Here is a 15,348-nt window from a genome sequence, read left to right on the forward strand (position 1 = left end):
TTTAAGAAAAAGCAAAAGGCGAAGGCGCAGTATGTATCAGAGGGTAAAAGCATATGTAGAGGCTTATCATATGCTGGGAAAAGAAGATCGTGTGATCGCAGGCATATCCGGAGGCGCAGACTCCATATGCCTTCTTTTCGTGCTTCTGGAACTGAAAAAGGAACTGGGATTCGACCTTGTTGCAGTCCATGTCCATCACGGGCTGCGGGGGGCGTCGGCAGACAGGGACGAGGCCTATGTGCGGCAGGTGTGCAAGGAGCAGAGGGTTCCTCTTGAGGTTTTCCGCAGGGATGTAAGAGCCTATGCCAAAGAGAGGGGCCTTACAGAAGAAGAGGCCGGCCGGGAGGTCCGCAGGGAAGCATTTCTGGAATGCGCGGCCCGGCGGGGCGCCACCAGGATCGCTTTGGCGCACCATCGCAATGACAACGCGGAGACGGTTCTCTTTCACCTGTGCCGGGGGAGTTCTCTGGAAGGACTTTCGGGGATCCCGCCGGTAAGCGGCTGCTGGATCCATCCCCTCTTGTGCGTGGACCGCCGGGAGATTGAATCATATCTGGAAAAACGGGGAATATCTTATTGTACGGATGAAACCAACCGGGAGATGTGCTACACACGGAACCGGATCCGGGGGCGGGTGATCCCCTGCCTGGAGGAAAATGTGAATCCCAGGGCCATGGAGCATATCGCGGATACGGCCCAGCGGCTTCGCCTTGCGGCGGAGTTTGTCCGGGAGGAGGCGGGAAAATGCCGGCAGGTTTGTGTCCGGCAGGAGAAAGACGGAGAAATTTTGCTGGAAGAACCTTTCCGGAAACTTTCTTTGTTCCTGCGCCGGGAGGTGCTCTATGAGACCATCTGCAGGGCGGCGGGGACCCGAAGAGACATTGGCGCAGTGCATGTGAGCCTGGCAGAAGGGCTGCTGGAAAAGCAGGTTGGAAGGCGCATTGATCTGCCCGGTGATGCCGGGGCCGAGCGATGCTATGAGGGACTGCGGTTCTTTCGTAAGAGCCAGGGAGACCTTCCGGAGGTTCCGGGGGAATTTAAAATGCGCGTCTTTGATCGTCCGGAAGGAATGGAGGGAATTCCACAAAAGACCTACACGAAATGGTTTGATTATGATATAATAAAAAATACTGTAAAAATAAGGCACCGGCAGGCCGGAGATTACCTGACCATCAACAGCCAGGGCGGCAGGCAGAAGCTGAAGCAGTATTTTATCAATGAGAAGATCCCAAGAGAAACGCGGGACCGGATCTGGCTGGCGGTGGACGCGGACCACGTGATGTGGGTGGTGGGATACCGTCAGAACCAGGCGTATCAGATCACAGACAAGACCAGAAGGATTCTGGAAATTGAATTTTGCGGAGGAAAAAGCGATGGCAGAGACAGTGAGAGTAATGATTGAGGAAGAAGCGGTAGAGAAGAGGATCCGGGAGCTGGGAGAGATGATCAGCCGGGATTACGCAGGGAAGCAGGTGCATCTGATTTGCGTCCTGAAGGGCGGCGTTTTCTTCATGTGTGAACTTGCCAAAAGGATCACGGTTCCCGTGTCCATGGACTTTATGAGCGTGGGGAGCTACGGGGACGGAACTTCCTCCAGCGGTGTGGTGAAGATTGCCAAAGACCTGGATGAGACTCTGGAAGGAAAGGACGTTCTGGTAGTGGAAGATATCATTGATTCCGGAAGAACCCTCCACTATCTGCTGGAAGTTCTCAAAAAACGGCAGCCAAAGAGCATGAGACTTTGTACCCTGCTGGACAAACCGGACCGGCGGGTGGCTGATGTGAAGGTAGATTATGTGGGATTTGAGATCCCAGATGAATTTGTAGTGGGATACGGGCTGGACTATGCGCAGAAGTACCGGAACCTGCCTTACATCGGAGTTGTAGAAGGTCTGGAATAGAAAGGGGTTAGACATTGAAGGACGGAAAAAACAGAGGGATAAGCGGCATTACCCTGCTGATCTTTATCCTGTTTGTATTCGGCGTTCTCTGGTTTACCAATCAGTTTGACCAGAGAGAGCGGGAGATCACCTGGGAGGACTTTACGAAGCTGACCCAGGAAGGGAAGGTGGAGTCCTACCTGATCCGGCAGAATAAAAATGTTCCCACCGGCCGGGTGGAGATCCAGCTGGAGGGCCGGAACGGCGAGGCAGGAGAGATCAAATATCTCTATGTGTCGGATGTAAATGAGCTTCAGGATTATCTGAGGGATAAGAACATCGAATATCAGATCACGGATGTGCCGCGGGAGAGCCTGTTCATGACCACCATCATGCCTATGCTGATCATGCTGGCGGGGATCCTGATCATTTTCTATCTTATGAACCGGCAGGGCGGCGGAGCCAATTCCAAGGCCATGAATTTCGGCAAGAGCCGGGCAAGGATGAGTACGGAAAATGACAAACAGGTGACCTTCGCCCAGGTGGCGGGGCTGAAAGAAGAGAAGGAGGAGCTGGAGGAGATCGTGGATTTCCTGAAGGCGCCGAAGAAATATATCCAGGTGGGGGCCAGAATCCCCAAGGGGGTGCTTCTGGTAGGCCCTCCGGGAACCGGTAAGACTCTGCTTGCCAAGGCGGTGGCGGGGGAGGCCGGCGTGCCTTTCTTTACCATCTCCGGATCGGATTTCGTGGAAATGTTCGTGGGCGTGGGCGCTTCCCGTGTGCGGGATCTTTTCGAGGACGCCAAGCACCATGCCCCCTGTATTGTCTTTATCGATGAGATCGACGCTGTGGCCCGGCGAAGAGGCACCGGCATGGGCGGCGGCCATGACGAGAGGGAGCAGACCCTGAACCAGCTCCTGGTGGAGATGGACGGATTTGGGGTCAACGAAGGCATTATCGTAATGGCGGCCACCAACCGGGTGGATATCCTGGATCCGGCGATCCTGCGTCCGGGGCGCTTTGACCGGAAGGTTATGGTTGGAAGGCCGGATGTGCAGGGCCGGGAAGAGATCTTAAAGGTACATGCAAAGGGGAAACCTTTAAGTGAGGAAGTAGATCTGAAACAGATTGCCCAGACCACCGCCGGATTTACCGGGGCGGACCTGGAGAATCTGTTGAATGAAGCCGCCATCCTGGCGGCAAAGGAAGACCGGATTTATCTGAAACAGGAAGATATCCGGAAAGCATTTGTAAAAGTGGGCATCGGCGCGGAGAAGAAGAGCCGGGTGATCTCAGAGAAAGAGAAGAAGATCACCGCCTTCCACGAGGCGGGGCATGCCATTTTGTTCCATGTGCTCCCGGATGTGGGACCGGTCTACAGCGTATCCATCATTCCTACCGGGTCGGCGGGGGGCTATACCATGCCGCTTCCGGAGAAAGATGAGATGTTCAATACCAAGGGGAAAATGCTTCAGGACATCACGGTGGCCCTTGGCGGCCGGGTGGCGGAAGAGGAAGTGTTTGACGATATTACCACCGGGGCGTCCCAGGACATCCGGCAGGCCACCAGCCTTGCCAAGTCCATGGTGACCAAATTTGGTATGTCAGAAGCGGTGGGTCTGATCAATTATGACAACGACAGCGACGAGGTCTTCATTGGCAGGGATCTTGCCCACGCCTCCCGGGGATACGGGGAGAGTGTGGCGACCACTATCGACCAGGAAGTAAAACGGATCATTGACGAGTGCTATGCCAGAGCGAAACAGATCATCCATGAGTATGACGACGTGCTTCACAGCTGCGCGGATCTTCTGTTGGAAAAGGAGAAGATCTCCAGGGATGAATTTGAGAGTCTGTTTGAGGGCAGAGCGTAGAGAGGATTGATTTGCATGAAGGAACAGGCTTTATTTTGCGACGGGACCGGGGGGTATGTGATCCCGCCGGAACCGAAGTGTAACCAGACGGTTACACTTCGCTTTCGTACGGCAAAAGACGACGTACAGCGTGTGCGCCTGATCACAGGCGTAGGCGGATACGAGATGGAGAAAGCGGAGACAAAAGGAGAGTTTGATTACTATACTATTGACTGGAAGCTGAATGAGGAGGCGTTTTCCTATTGCTTTGAGATCTGGGACGGGAAAACGGTCTGTTATTATAATCAGTGCGGAACAGCAGGAGAGATCGTGGAGTTCTACAACTTCGTCATCGTTCCCGGATTTTCCACACCGGACTGGGCCAAAGGGGCGGTCATGTACCAGATCTATACGGACCGGTTCTACAACGGTGATCCCTCCAATGACGTGGAGACTAATGAGTACTATTATATCGGCGGGTACTCCAGCCGGGTGAAGGACTGGGGTAAATATCCGGCGACTATGGGTGTGCGGGAATTCTACGGCGGCGACATCCGGGGAGTGATGGAGAAGCTGGATTATCTCCAGGACCTGGGTGTGGAGGTGTTGTATTTCAACCCGTTGTTTGTGTCTCCCTCCAACCATAAGTATGATATTCAGGATTATGATTATATCGATCCCCACTACGGGGTGATCGTGGCCGACGGAGGGGAAGTGCTCCCGGAAGGGGAGACGGACAATGCGAAGGCTACGAAATACCAGAAGCGGACCACCGATATCCGGAATCTGGAGGCCAGCAATCAGCTGTTTATTGAATTTGTAGAAGAACTTCACCGGCGGGGAATGAAGATCATTCTGGACGGAGTGTTCAACCACTGCGGTTCCTTCAATAAATGGATGGACCGGGAGCGGATCTACGAAGATCAGGAGGGCTATGAGCCTGGGGCTTTTGTCTCTCCGGACAGCCCGTTCCGCAGTTATTTCCGTTTCTTCCGGGAAAATGCGGAAGACTGGCCTTATAACGTGCACTATGATGGATGGTGGGGGCATGATACCCTTCCCAAACTGAATTATGAAGACTCTGTGAAGCTGGAGAATTACATTTTATATATCGGGCGGAAATGGGTATCCCCGCCCTATAACGTGGACGGCTGGCGGCTGGATGTGGCGGCGGATCTGGGGAGGAGCAACGACTATAACCATGAGTTCTGGAAGAAATTCCGGATCGCGGTGAAAGACGCGAACCCCAACGCCATCATCCTTGCGGAGCACTATGGCGATCCCGGGAGCTGGCTTCAGGGCGATGAGTGGGATACGGTCATGAATTATGACGCCTTTATGGAGCCCTTTACCTGGTTTCTGACCGGAATGGAGAAGCACAGCGATGAGATGCGTATGGAGCTTCTGGGGAACGGAGATAATCTGGTGGGCGCCATCACTCACCACATGTCCAATATGCTGACGCCTTCGCTCCAGACGGCCATGAACGAGTTGTCCAACCACGATCATTCCCGGTTCCTTACCCGGACTAATCATATGGTGGGGCGTGTGGAGACATTGGGATCCAAAGCAGCGGAAGAGTATGTGAACCCGGCAGTGATGCGGGAGGCGGTGGCCATTCAGATGACCTGGGTGGGAGCGCCAACCATCTACTACGGCGACGAGGCCGGTGTGTGCGGATTTACCGATCCGGATAACCGCCGGACCTATCCCTGGGGGAAAGAAGACCAGGAACTTCTGGGATTCCACAAAGAGATGATCCGCATTCATAAAGAACATCCGGCGCTTCGCACCGGATCCTTGAATATCCTTGCCTGGAAGGAAAATATCTTCAGTTTTGCCAGATTTAATCAGGAAGAACAGATCGTAGTCATCATCAATAACCGCAGCGAACTGGCGGAGGTGACGGTGCCGGTATGGCGGGCGGAAGTGCCTGTGAAGGGCAGGATGAAACGGCTGATGTATTCCTATGAAGACGGATATACCACGGCTTATGAAGAATACCTGGTGCAGGACGGCGAAGTAGTAGTAAATATGGGCGCATATTCCGCGCTGATCATCGAGACAATATAATTGGGGACGTGGTATTTTCAAAAATACCACGTCCCAGATTGAAAAAACCCTGTCCCTTTTTGAAAAAGGGACTATTTTGTCAGTACTTCTGCACCGGTCTCAGTAATGAGGACCATATATTCGATCTGAGCGGACAGGCCATCGTCAATGGTGTATACGGTCCAGCCATTGTCTTCATCAATATAGAAATCGGGACTCCCCTCATTGATCATAGGTTCGATGGTAAACATCATGCCAGGAACCAGGACCATTTCGCTTCCCTTAGGGGTGACATAGCTGACAAAAGGTTCTTCGTGGAATTCCAGTCCGATCCCATGGCCGCCGATCTCTTCTACAACGGAGTAGCCGTTGCGCTGCGCGTGAGTCCAGATGGCATAGGCGATATCTCCCAGGTGTCCCCAGGGTTTGGCCTGGGCAAGTCCCCGTTCCACGCACTCCTGTGTGATCCGGAGAAGTTTGCTGGCCCGGGGAGACAAAGAGCCGATGGCGAACATCCGGGAGGCGTCAGAATAATATCCATCTAAGATGGTAGAGACGTCTACATTGATAATATCTCCGTCTTTTAAAATTTCCTGTTCGTCGGGAATCCCGTGACAGATCACGTTATTCACGGAAGTGCATACACTTTTGGGGAAGCCCTCATAATTCAGCGGGGCGGGGATTCCGCCGTGCTGTACTGTAAAATCATAGACGAGCCGGTCGATCTGGGCAGTGTTCATGCCGGCGTGGATATGTTCTGCTACATGATCCAAAACCGCCGTGTTTAATGCGGCGCTTTTTTTAATTGCTTTAATTTGTTCCGGAGTCTTCAGCATGGAGCGGTCCGGGACGATCTGTCCCTTTGCGGCCAGGGACCATAGTTTGATGTCTAATTTGTCCAAAAGATTACCTGCTTTCTGTAAATGTATTTTCGCAGTATATTATAGCATTATTTTTAGGTGGGGACGTGGTATTTTTAAAAATACCACGTCCCAGATTAAAAAAACCCTGTCCCCATTGTTTCAAATCCCGAAATAAGGTATAATTTTATGTGACAACTTTTTAGCAACATATGCAAATGATCGGGGAGGAGTGATCGGATGTTAAGAATTGGTATGCTGACCAGCGGCGGTGACTGCCAGGCGCTGAACGCAGCGATGCGCGGAGTTGTGAAAGGAATCTGTTCCAAGCGGGACGATGTGGAGATTTATGGTTTTCAGGAGGGCTACAAGGGCCTGATCTATTCGAATTTTAAAATGCTTACTTCCAGGGATTTCTCCGGGATCCTGACGGTTGGCGGTACGATCCTGGGAACTTCCCGGCAGCCGTTTAAACTGATGCGGGTGCCGGATGAGAACGGACTGGACAAGGTGGAGGCGATGAAGCACACCTATCACAAGCTGAACCTGGACTGTCTGGTAGTCCTGGGTGGAAACGGAACTCATAAGACTGCGAATATGCTCAGTGAAGAAGGGTTAAATGTAGTCACCCTTCCCAAGACCATTGACAATGATCTGTGGGGGACGGATATGACTTTTGGTTTCCAGAGCGCGGTGGATATCGCCACGGATACCATTGACCGGATCCATACCACGGCCACATCCCACAGCCGGGTATTCATTATTGAGGTAATGGGACACAAGGTGGGCTGGGTAACCCTTCATGCGGGAATCGCCGGCGGGGCGGACATCATCCTGCTTCCAGAGATCCCTTATGATATCGATGTGATCGCGGCGGCTATCAACCGCAGAAAGGCGGCCGGCAAGCGCTTTACCATTATCGCGGTGGCGGAAGGAGCTATTTCCAAAAAAGATGCAAAGCTCTCCAAGAAGGAACTGAAGGCGAAGCAGGCGGAGAAGAAATATCCGTCGGTTGCCTATGAGCTGGCAGAGCGGGTGCAGAAGAAGACGGATCAGGAAGTGCGGATCACCGTGCCGGGACACACTCAGCGGGGCGGGTCTCCCTGTCCCTACGATCGGGTGCTGGCCACCAGACTGGGAGCAGCGGCTGCGGAGGCGATCCTGGATGGGAAATACGGCTGCATGATGGGAGTTTCCAACAATAAGATCATCCATGTGCCGCTGTCGGAAGTGGCAGGAAAACTTAAAAGTGTAGATCCGGAATCCGAGATCATCCAGGAGGCCAAGCTTACCGGGATCAGCTTTGGTGATAAATAATGTCGTACATGGCATTGTACCGGAAGTTCCGGCCGGATGAATTTGAAGATGTAAAAGGGCAGGATGCCATTGTCAGAACGTTGAAAAATCAGATCAAATCAGACCGGGCGGGTCACGCCTACCTTTTCTGCGGGACCCGGGGTACGGGAAAGACCACCGTGGCCAAGATCTTCGCGAAAGCGGTCAACTGTGAGCATCCGGTGGATGGAAGCCCTTGTGGGGAATGCGCGTCCTGCCGCAGTATTGCGGCAGGCACTTCCATGAATGTGATCGAGATCGACGCCGCTTCCAACAACGGCGTGGACAATATCCGGGAGATCCGGGAGGAAGTGGCTTACCGTCCCACGGAAGGCCGCTATAAAGTCTATATCATCGACGAGGTCCACATGCTTTCTATCGGCGCTTTTAATGCGCTTTTGAAAACCCTGGAAGAACCGCCGGAATACGTGATCTTTATCCTGGCCACCACGGAGGCCAACAAGATCCCGGTCACCATCCTGAGCCGCTGTCAGCGTTATGATTTTAAGAGGATCTCTATCGAGACCATCGCAGACCGGCTGCGGGAACTGATCGCGAAGGAACAGTGGGATGTGGAGGACAAAGCGGTCCGCTATCTTGCCCGGGCGGCGGACGGTTCCATGCGGGACGCCTTAAGTCTTCTGGACCAGTGCGCTGCCTTCTATATGGGAGAGAAACTGACCTACGACCATGTGCTGGAAGTGCTGGGGGCAGTGGATACAGAGGTGTTCAGCCGGCTTCTGCGGGAGCTTCTCGCTATGGATGCGAAGAAGGTGATCGAGACGGTGGATGAACTGGTGATGCAGGGGAGAGACATCTCCCAGCTGGTGGCGGATTTCACCTGGTATCTGAGAAACCTTCTGCTGGTGAGCAGTTCCGAGGAGATGGAGGACGTGCTGGATATGTCCACGGAAAATCTGGCCCGCCTGAAGGAAGAGGCGCAGATGGTGGACATGGATACGCTGCTGCGGTACATCCGCGTGTTCTCTGACCTGGGAAGCCAGCTGCGGTACGCCACACAGAAGAGGGTGCTTCTGGAGGTGGCACTGATCAAGCTGTGCCGTCCGGCCATGGAGACAAGACCGGACGCCCTCCTGGACCGGATCCGGGCAGTGGAAAAACAGCTGGAAGAAGGGATGGAGACCCTGGCTGCAAATGTGCAGGCGGGCCGGGGCGGCGGATCCCTGGCAGCAGACCGCCCGGAACCTGTAAGAGAGCCGGCGGCAAAGCCCAGGCTTCCCGAGGCGCTCAATGAAGATGTAAAAGCGGTGGCCGGAGATTTCCGCAGTTTCTTAAACGACATGTCCCCCATGCTCCGCACCTATCTGAAACAGGCGCGCTTAAGCGCGGGAGAGGACAACCGCCTTCTTATCGTTCTCCCGGATGAACTGAGCGCCAGCGCGGCGGGGACGAAGGAGCACAAAGAAGAGATCCAGCAGGTGATCGCCGACAAGACGGGGAAGATGGTGGAGGTAGAATTCCGAAGCCTGGAAAACGGCAGAAGGTTTGAGGATCAGTATGTGGATCTTGAGAGCCTGATCCACATGGAAATAACAGTGGAAGATGAATAACGTTTTCCCTGATGCGAAGAAAGAGAGGAGATAAACAATGGCAAAAAGAGGAGGATTCCCAGGCGGAGGAATGCCGGGGAACATGGCAAATCTTATGAAACAGGCGCAGAAGATGCAGCGCCAGATGGAAGAGCAGGCAAAAGAGATGGAGACGAAAGAATTTACTGCTACAGCCGGTGGCGGCGCAGTGGAAGTGACCGTCTCCGGAGCCAGAAAACTGGTGAAACTGTCTCTTGCAGAAGAAGCGGTAGATCCAGATGATGTGGAGATGCTGGAAGATATGATCGTGGCGGCAGTCAACGAGGCGCTGGAAAAGGTGGAGACGGAATCCGCTTCTGCCATGTCTAAGTTCACCGGCGGCATGGGCGGCGGAATACCGGGACTGTTCTAGCGGGAGCGAAGAAGAATGGAGTATTACAGCAATCAGATCGGGAAGCTGATCGAAGAACTGTCAAGTCTTCCCGGGATCGGGACGAAGTCAGCGGCAAGGCTGGCTTTTCACTTGATACACATGCCGAAAGAGGATGTAAGAAGACTGGCGGACACCATGGTGGAGGCCAGGGAAAATGTACGCTACTGCAAGGAATGCTGCACCCTGACGGATCAGGAGACCTGCCCCATCTGCAGTAATCCGGCCCGGGATCACAAGACCATTATGGTGGTGGAAAATACCCGGGATCTTGCGGCCTATGAGAAGACCGGGAGATATGACGGGGTCTATCACGTGCTCCACGGAGCCATTTCCCCCATGCTGGGCATCGGGCCGGAGGACATCCGCCTGAAGGAGCTGATCACCCGCCTGGAGGGGGATGTGGAGGAAGTGATCATCGCTACTAACTCCAGTCTGGAGGGAGAGACCACGGCCATGTATATCAGCAAGCTGATCAAACCCACAGGCATCAAGGTCAGCCGGATCGCCAGCGGAGTCCCGGTGGGCGGAGACCTGGAATACATTGACGAGGTGACGCTTCTGCGGGCGCTGGAAGGGCGGACCGAACTTTAACAAAAGGACCAGGACTATGAATAAAAAGAAAGTCACGTCTACGGATATCGCACGGGCGGCCGGGGTCTCCCAGTCTACCGTGTCTATGATCCTGAACAGGAAATATAACGTCTCCTTCTCAAGGGAGACCATCGATAAGGTGGAAGCCGCGGCCAAAGAGCTTGGCTACGTTCCCCAGAAGCGGAAGACCCGCAGGGAAAGCAAGAAAGAGAAGCTTCTGGTAGTATTCTGCTCTAATCTTACGAATCCCTATTATGTCATGCTGCTGCAGGGCATCGAGTCCCGGGCCAAAGAGCAGGGATTTGGGCTTTTTGTATGCAACACCCAGCGGGACCTGAAGATGGAAGAGCGGTATCTGAAAATGATGTGGTCCCTGCGGCCCCTGGGGATCATTTATACCTGTAATCCCAGCCATTGCTTCATGGGAATGGTGGAGGAACTGGCCTCCCATATTCCGGTTGCTGTGGTCAACAACCAGAACGAGAAGCTGAACGTGGACGCGGTGGAGCTAGACAATTCCAAGCTGGGTCGGATGATGGCCCGGCATCTTCTGGAGCTGGGGCACCGGAAGGTGGCCTATGTGGCGCCGCCCCTTACCACCCGGCAGAAACAGCGGTCTAAACGAGTGGAAGGATTCTTGAAAGAATTCGGAGAAGCGGGACTGAAGGATCAGGTGATCATCAAGGCGGCGAAGGAAGAGATGGATCAGAATATCGCCCATATTGACTCCGAGTATAAGATCGGATACGAGCTGACGAAAGAACTGCTGGCGGAGACCAGGGATGTGACGGCTATTGTGGGGCTTAACGATATGATCGCCTTTGGGGTACTGGACGCTCTCCATGAGGCAAAGCTGAAGGTGCCGGGAGATGTTTCTGTCATGGGCTGCGACAATACCCTGTTTGCCCGGATGCACAAGGTGTCTCTGACAACCATCGAACACTTCGTGATCTTCAAGGGGCGGGATGCCTGCGACATCATCATGAAGAAGATCACCTCCCACAATGAGAAATATTCAGAGATCGAGCCCATCAGCACCTATCACGTGGAGTATGAGCCGAAACTGATCGTCCGGGGAACCACCTCTTATCCGAAAAGACAGAAGAAAAAATAAAATTAATGTATTTGGCGAAATTATTATTAATAATTTCGCCTTTTTAAAATCCTGTCTGGAAACAGTAAGGAAAACCAATAAAAAAAGATCATCAAAGTGTAAAATTTCAGAAAAAATATGGTAAACACAATTGATAATTTAAATTTATCAATTTTAAAAATTATTAATAAAAAATGGGACCTATTGACCATTGCCCGGATTTTGAGCTATAATTTTATCACATGAAAATTCAGAACAGATGGATGTCATCTAAAATCAAAGGAGGAACGAAACATGAAATTTTTCATCGACACAGCCAAGGTGGAAGATATCAGAAAAGCCAATGATATGGGCGTTATCTGCGGCGTGACGACAAACCCGTCCCTGATCGCGAAGGAAGGACGGGTTTTTGAAGAGGTGATCGCGGAGATCGCTTCCATCGTAGATGGACCGATCAGCGGCGAGGTGAAAGCCACCACTACCGATGCGGAAGGAATGATCAAAGAAGGAAGAGAGATCGCCAAGATCCATCCTAACATGGTAGTAAAGATCCCTATGACGGCAGAGGGACTGAAAGCCTGCCATCAGCTGTCCAAAGAAGGGATCAAGACCAATGTGACACTGATCTTTACCGCAAATCAGGCGCTTCTGGCTGCCAGAGCAGGCGCTACTTATGTTTCTCCGTTCCTGGGACGTCTGGACGATATTTCTGTCAGAGGAACTGATCTGATCGCGGAGATCGCAGAGATCTTCAAGATCGCAGGGATCAAGACAGAGATCATCGCAGCCAGCATCCGTCATCCGATGCACGTAACTGACTGCGCACTGGCAGGAGCCGATATCGCTACCGTGCCTTACGGAGTCATCGAGAAGATGGTAAAACACCCGCTGACCGACAGCGGCATCGAGAAGTTCCAGGCAGATTATAAAGCGGTATTTGGAGAATAAGTATTCAGGAGGATCATTATGAACAAATTAGAATTGATGAAGATGGCCAATGAGATCCGCAAAGACATCATCACTGCGGTTCACAGCGCCAAATCCGGCCATCCGGGCGGATCTTTATCTGCGGCAGACATTTACACCTATCTTTATTTTGAAGAGCTGAACATTGATCCCAAGGATCCCAGGAAAGCAGACCGCGACCGGTTTGTACTCTCTAAGGGACATACGGCGCCAGGATACTATGCGGCGCTGGCCAACAGAGGGTTCTTCCCGGTGGAAGACCTGAAGACACTGCGGAAAGTTGGCTCTTACCTTCAGGGACATCCGGATATGAAGCATATTCCGGGCGTGGACATGTCCAGCGGCTCTCTGGGACAGGGAATTTCTGCGGCGGTAGGTATGGCTATCTCCGCCAAGCTTTCCAATGACAGTTACCGGGTATACACCCTGGTGGGAGACGGCGAGATCCAGGAAGGACAGGTGTGGGAGGCTGCTATGCTGGCCGGCCACAGAAAGCTGGACAACCTGGTAGTGATCGTGGATAACAACAATCTGCAGATCGACGGCCCTATCAATGAAGTAAATTCTCCTTATCCCATCGATAAGAAGTTTGAGGCCTTCAATTTCCATGTAATCAATATTGACGGACATGATTTTGATGCCATCGATGCAGCCTTCAAAGAGGCAAAAGCGACCAAGGGGCAGCCTACAGCCATCATTGCCAAGACAGTGAAAGGCAAGGGAGTTTCCTTCATGGAGAACCAGGCTTCCTGGCACGGCGCCGCACCCAATGACGAGCAGTACGAGATCGCCATGGCAGATTTAGAGAAAGTAGGTGAAGCATTATGTCAGAAGTAAAGAAGATCGCCACAAGAGAGAGCTACGGTAATGCTTTGGTAGAATTAGGAAAGAAATATGACGATGTGGTTGTTCTGGATGCGGACCTGGCTTCTGCTACCAAGACAGGGATTTTCAAGAAGGCTTTCCCGGAGCGCCACATTGACTGCGGGATCGCGGAAGGAAATATGATGGGCGTGGCGGCAGGGATCGCTACCACTGGTAAGGTTCCTTTCGCAAGTTCTTTTGCCATGTTCGCGGCAGGAAGGGCGTTTGAGCAGATCCGCAATTCCATCGGTTATCCCAAGCTGAATGTAAAGATCGGCGCCACTCATGCAAGTATTTCTGTAGGAGAGGACGGAGCCACCCATCAGTGTAACGAGGATATCGCTCTTATGCGTACCATCCCGGGAATGGTAGTCATCAATCCTTCCGACGACGTGGAGGCAAAGGCGGCGGTAGAGGCAGCCTATAAGCATGTGGGTCCGGTATATCTGCGGTTTGGCAGAGCGGCAGTACCGGTGATCAATGACAACCCGGATTACAAATTTGAGATCGGCAAGGCTGTGACCCTGCGGGAAGGAACAGATGTGACCATTATCGCCACAGGACTCCCGGTATCCGAGTCTCTGGCAGCAGCTGAGAAACTGGAGCAGGATGGCATCAGCGCGGCAGTGATCAACATGCACACCATCAAACCGCTGGATGAAGAGGCGGTGATGGCAGCAGCGGCGAAGACCGGCAAGATCGTTACAGTAGAAGAACATTCTGTGATCGGCGGTCTTGGAAGCGCGGTCTGCGATGTGGTTGCGGAGAAAGCGCCGGCCAAAGTGCTGAAGATCGGTGTCAATGACGTGTACGGAGAATCCGGACCGGCGGCAGAACTGATCAAGAAGTACGGTCTGGACAGTGAAAGCATTTACGAAAAGGTAAAAGCATTTGTAAAATAGGAAAAGAGAGAAAAGCCCGACATCTGCGGACAGCGGATGCCGGGCTTTTTTGCGCCTTCTGGCACATGGCGTCAAACGGCATACAAGACAAAGAAAAGCCGTCGAAAGATTAGAAACCCTGCCGGAAATTTCCCGGGACAGGTTCCACGGATTGCTAAAATACGCAGAGCCGCTGTGCTATCCTAAGCGCAATGGCCGGAGGTTGAAAGCCGCGGCCGGAAATCTGTAAATGAGGTGAGAGTATATGGAAAGACAGTTTCCGAAAAACGTCCGCCAGATAGGGAATGTTTGTGACGAGCCCAAGATATATGTAGAAGACTACGTGGACACCTATCTGAACCAGCTGCGGATGAAAGCGATGGACATGCCTGTCGGGGCGGTGTTCACGGGAGAGATCCAAAGGGTAGAAGAACAGGATGTGGTCTACATATCCGGAGCACTGCAGATGAAAGATCTGGAGATCAAGGGAACGGATATCCTGGTGGGACAGGAAGTCTGGGAGCAGGCGGAAAAGGAGCGGGAGGAATACTTTCCGGAACTGAAGATCGTGGGATGGTGCCTGGTGGAGACGGGGCATCCCATGGGTCTTAGCCGGAGCGTCAACAAGATCCACGGGAAGGTATTTGGTGAAGAAAATACCATTTTCGTATGGAAAGATGCGGCGGAGGCGGACGAACTGTTTTACGCATACAAGTACGGAGAACTTATGCAGATGGGCGGGCATTACATTTATTATGAAAAGAATCCTGCTATGCAGAATTATATGATCAGCACACGGAAAAAGATTGGCGTTACACCCTTCGAAGTGGTTGAGGATCGAGCTGCAAAGAATTTTCGTAGTGCAGTAAAAGAGCAGATGGAGCAGCGGGAAAGCCGCCAGAATTCCCGGTTTGTCTACGTGATGAGCGTGCTTCTGGTGGTAGTCGTGCTTGCGATCGGTATCTCAACCCTGAATAATTTCGATAAGAT

General features: G+C 52.7%; 13 protein-coding genes and 1 pseudogene. 13 read left to right on the top strand and 1 reads right to left on the bottom strand.

Annotated elements, in window-relative coordinates; all coding sequences use genetic code 11:
• Positions 1-31 precede the first annotated feature (31 nt).
• The 4 genes from tilS to ACML7B_RS07765 are packed head-to-tail and all read left to right on the top strand — an operon-like array spanning position 32 to position 5,806.
• The gene (tilS, locus tag ACML7B_RS07750; protein ID WP_418540413.1) at positions 32-1,402 is read left to right on the top strand and encodes a tRNA lysidine(34) synthetase TilS; all 1,371 of its coding nucleotides are present in this window, start codon (positions 32-34) and stop codon (positions 1,400-1,402) included.
• The gene (gene hpt, locus ACML7B_RS07755) at positions 1,374-1,901 is read left to right on the top strand and encodes a hypoxanthine phosphoribosyltransferase (protein WP_106789544.1); all 528 of its coding nucleotides are present in this window, start codon (positions 1,374-1,376) and stop codon (positions 1,899-1,901) included. Before tilS ends, hpt begins: the two co-directional genes overlap by 29 nt.
• 14 nt (positions 1,902-1,915) lie before the next feature.
• Complete coding sequence (ftsH, locus tag ACML7B_RS07760; RefSeq protein WP_418540416.1) at positions 1,916-3,754, top strand: ATP-dependent zinc metalloprotease FtsH; 1,839 nt, start codon at positions 1,916-1,918, stop codon at positions 3,752-3,754.
• 15 nt (positions 3,755-3,769) lie between these two features.
• Positions 3,770-5,806 (top strand): alpha amylase N-terminal ig-like domain-containing protein, encoded by a 2,037-nt coding sequence (locus ACML7B_RS07765; RefSeq protein WP_418540419.1) that lies wholly within the window; start codon positions 3,770-3,772, stop codon positions 5,804-5,806.
• A 71-nt stretch (positions 5,807-5,877) separates the two neighbouring features.
• Here the strand turns inward: ACML7B_RS07765 and map are convergent, their stop codons facing one another.
• Entirely contained in the window at positions 5,878-6,687 is an 810-nt protein-coding gene (map, locus tag ACML7B_RS07770; RefSeq protein WP_418540421.1) for a type I methionyl aminopeptidase, read from the bottom strand.
• 198 nt (positions 6,688-6,885) lie between these two features.
• Here map and ACML7B_RS07775 point away from each other — a divergent pair, with 198 nt between their 5' ends.
• From ACML7B_RS07775 to ACML7B_RS07815, 9 genes and pseudogenes are all read left to right on the top strand, one after another.
• Positions 6,886-7,962 carry an ATP-dependent 6-phosphofructokinase gene (locus ACML7B_RS07775; RefSeq protein WP_346707491.1) on the top strand — a complete coding sequence of 359 codons (1,077 nt, stop codon included), beginning with the start codon at positions 6,886-6,888 and terminating at the stop codon, positions 7,960-7,962.
• Positions 7,962-9,551: a DNA polymerase III subunit gamma/tau gene (dnaX, locus tag ACML7B_RS07780; protein ID WP_418540424.1), complete on the top strand. Its 1,590-nt coding sequence runs from the start codon at positions 7,962-7,964 to the stop codon at positions 9,549-9,551. The genes ACML7B_RS07775 and dnaX overlap by 1 nt, the downstream gene beginning before the upstream one ends.
• 37 nt (positions 9,552-9,588) lie before the next feature.
• A complete protein-coding gene (locus ACML7B_RS07785; protein ID WP_346707493.1) occupies positions 9,589-9,942 on the top strand; it encodes a YbaB/EbfC family nucleoid-associated protein in 354 nt (117 codons plus the stop codon).
• 15 nt (positions 9,943-9,957) lie between these two features.
• Positions 9,958-10,554, top strand: a complete 597-nt coding sequence (recR, locus tag ACML7B_RS07790) for a recombination mediator RecR (RefSeq protein ID WP_418540428.1) — start codon at positions 9,958-9,960, stop codon at positions 10,552-10,554.
• A 16-nt stretch (positions 10,555-10,570) separates the two neighbouring features.
• A complete protein-coding gene (locus ACML7B_RS07795; RefSeq protein WP_346707495.1) occupies positions 10,571-11,668 on the top strand; it encodes a LacI family DNA-binding transcriptional regulator in 1,098 nt (365 codons plus the stop codon).
• A 273-nt stretch (positions 11,669-11,941) separates the two neighbouring features.
• Positions 11,942-12,595 (top strand): fructose-6-phosphate aldolase, encoded by a 654-nt coding sequence (fsa, locus tag ACML7B_RS07800; protein ID WP_346707496.1) that lies wholly within the window; start codon positions 11,942-11,944, stop codon positions 12,593-12,595.
• A gap of 18 nt (positions 12,596-12,613) precedes the next feature.
• Entirely contained in the window at positions 12,614-13,450 is an 837-nt protein-coding gene (locus ACML7B_RS07805; RefSeq protein WP_346707497.1) for a transketolase, read from the top strand.
• On the top strand, positions 13,438-14,379 hold the full coding sequence (locus ACML7B_RS07810) for a transketolase family protein (RefSeq protein ID WP_346707498.1): 942 nt from the start codon (positions 13,438-13,440) through the stop codon (positions 14,377-14,379). Before ACML7B_RS07805 ends, ACML7B_RS07810 begins: the two co-directional genes overlap by 13 nt.
• Before the next feature lie 244 nt (positions 14,380-14,623).
• Positions 14,624-15,348: pseudogene (locus ACML7B_RS07815) on the top strand (peptidoglycan-binding protein); the annotation flags it as partial.

Origin of the sequence: Massilistercora timonensis, from assembly GCF_048354975.1 — a bacterium.
GTDB lineage: Bacteria > Bacillota > Clostridia > Lachnospirales > Lachnospiraceae > Massilistercora > Massilistercora timonensis.

Excerpts from the sequence above, each read along its gene's own strand:
- fsa (WP_346707496.1), top strand. The coding sequence starts at position 11,942 with ATGAAATTTTTCATCGACACAGCCAAGGTGGAAGATATCAGAAAAGCC.
- ACML7B_RS07805 (WP_346707497.1), top strand. The coding sequence starts at position 12,614 with ATGAACAAATTAGAATTGATGAAGATGGCCAATGAGATCCGCAAAGAC.
- ACML7B_RS07765 (WP_418540419.1), top strand. The coding sequence starts at position 3,770 with ATGAAGGAACAGGCTTTATTTTGCGACGGGACCGGGGGGTATGTGATC.
- ACML7B_RS07795 (WP_346707495.1), top strand. The coding sequence starts at position 10,571 with ATGAATAAAAAGAAAGTCACGTCTACGGATATCGCACGGGCGGCCGGG.
- ACML7B_RS07785 (WP_346707493.1), top strand. The coding sequence starts at position 9,589 with ATGGCAAAAAGAGGAGGATTCCCAGGCGGAGGAATGCCGGGGAACATG.
- ACML7B_RS07810 (WP_346707498.1), top strand. The coding sequence starts at position 13,438 with ATGTCAGAAGTAAAGAAGATCGCCACAAGAGAGAGCTACGGTAATGCT.
- dnaX (WP_418540424.1), top strand. The coding sequence starts at position 7,962 with ATGTCGTACATGGCATTGTACCGGAAGTTCCGGCCGGATGAATTTGAA.
- tilS (WP_418540413.1), top strand. The coding sequence starts at position 32 with ATGTATCAGAGGGTAAAAGCATATGTAGAGGCTTATCATATGCTGGGA.
- ACML7B_RS07775 (WP_346707491.1), top strand. The coding sequence starts at position 6,886 with ATGTTAAGAATTGGTATGCTGACCAGCGGCGGTGACTGCCAGGCGCTG.
- hpt (WP_106789544.1), top strand. The coding sequence starts at position 1,374 with ATGGCAGAGACAGTGAGAGTAATGATTGAGGAAGAAGCGGTAGAGAAG.
- recR (WP_418540428.1), top strand. The coding sequence starts at position 9,958 with ATGGAGTATTACAGCAATCAGATCGGGAAGCTGATCGAAGAACTGTCA.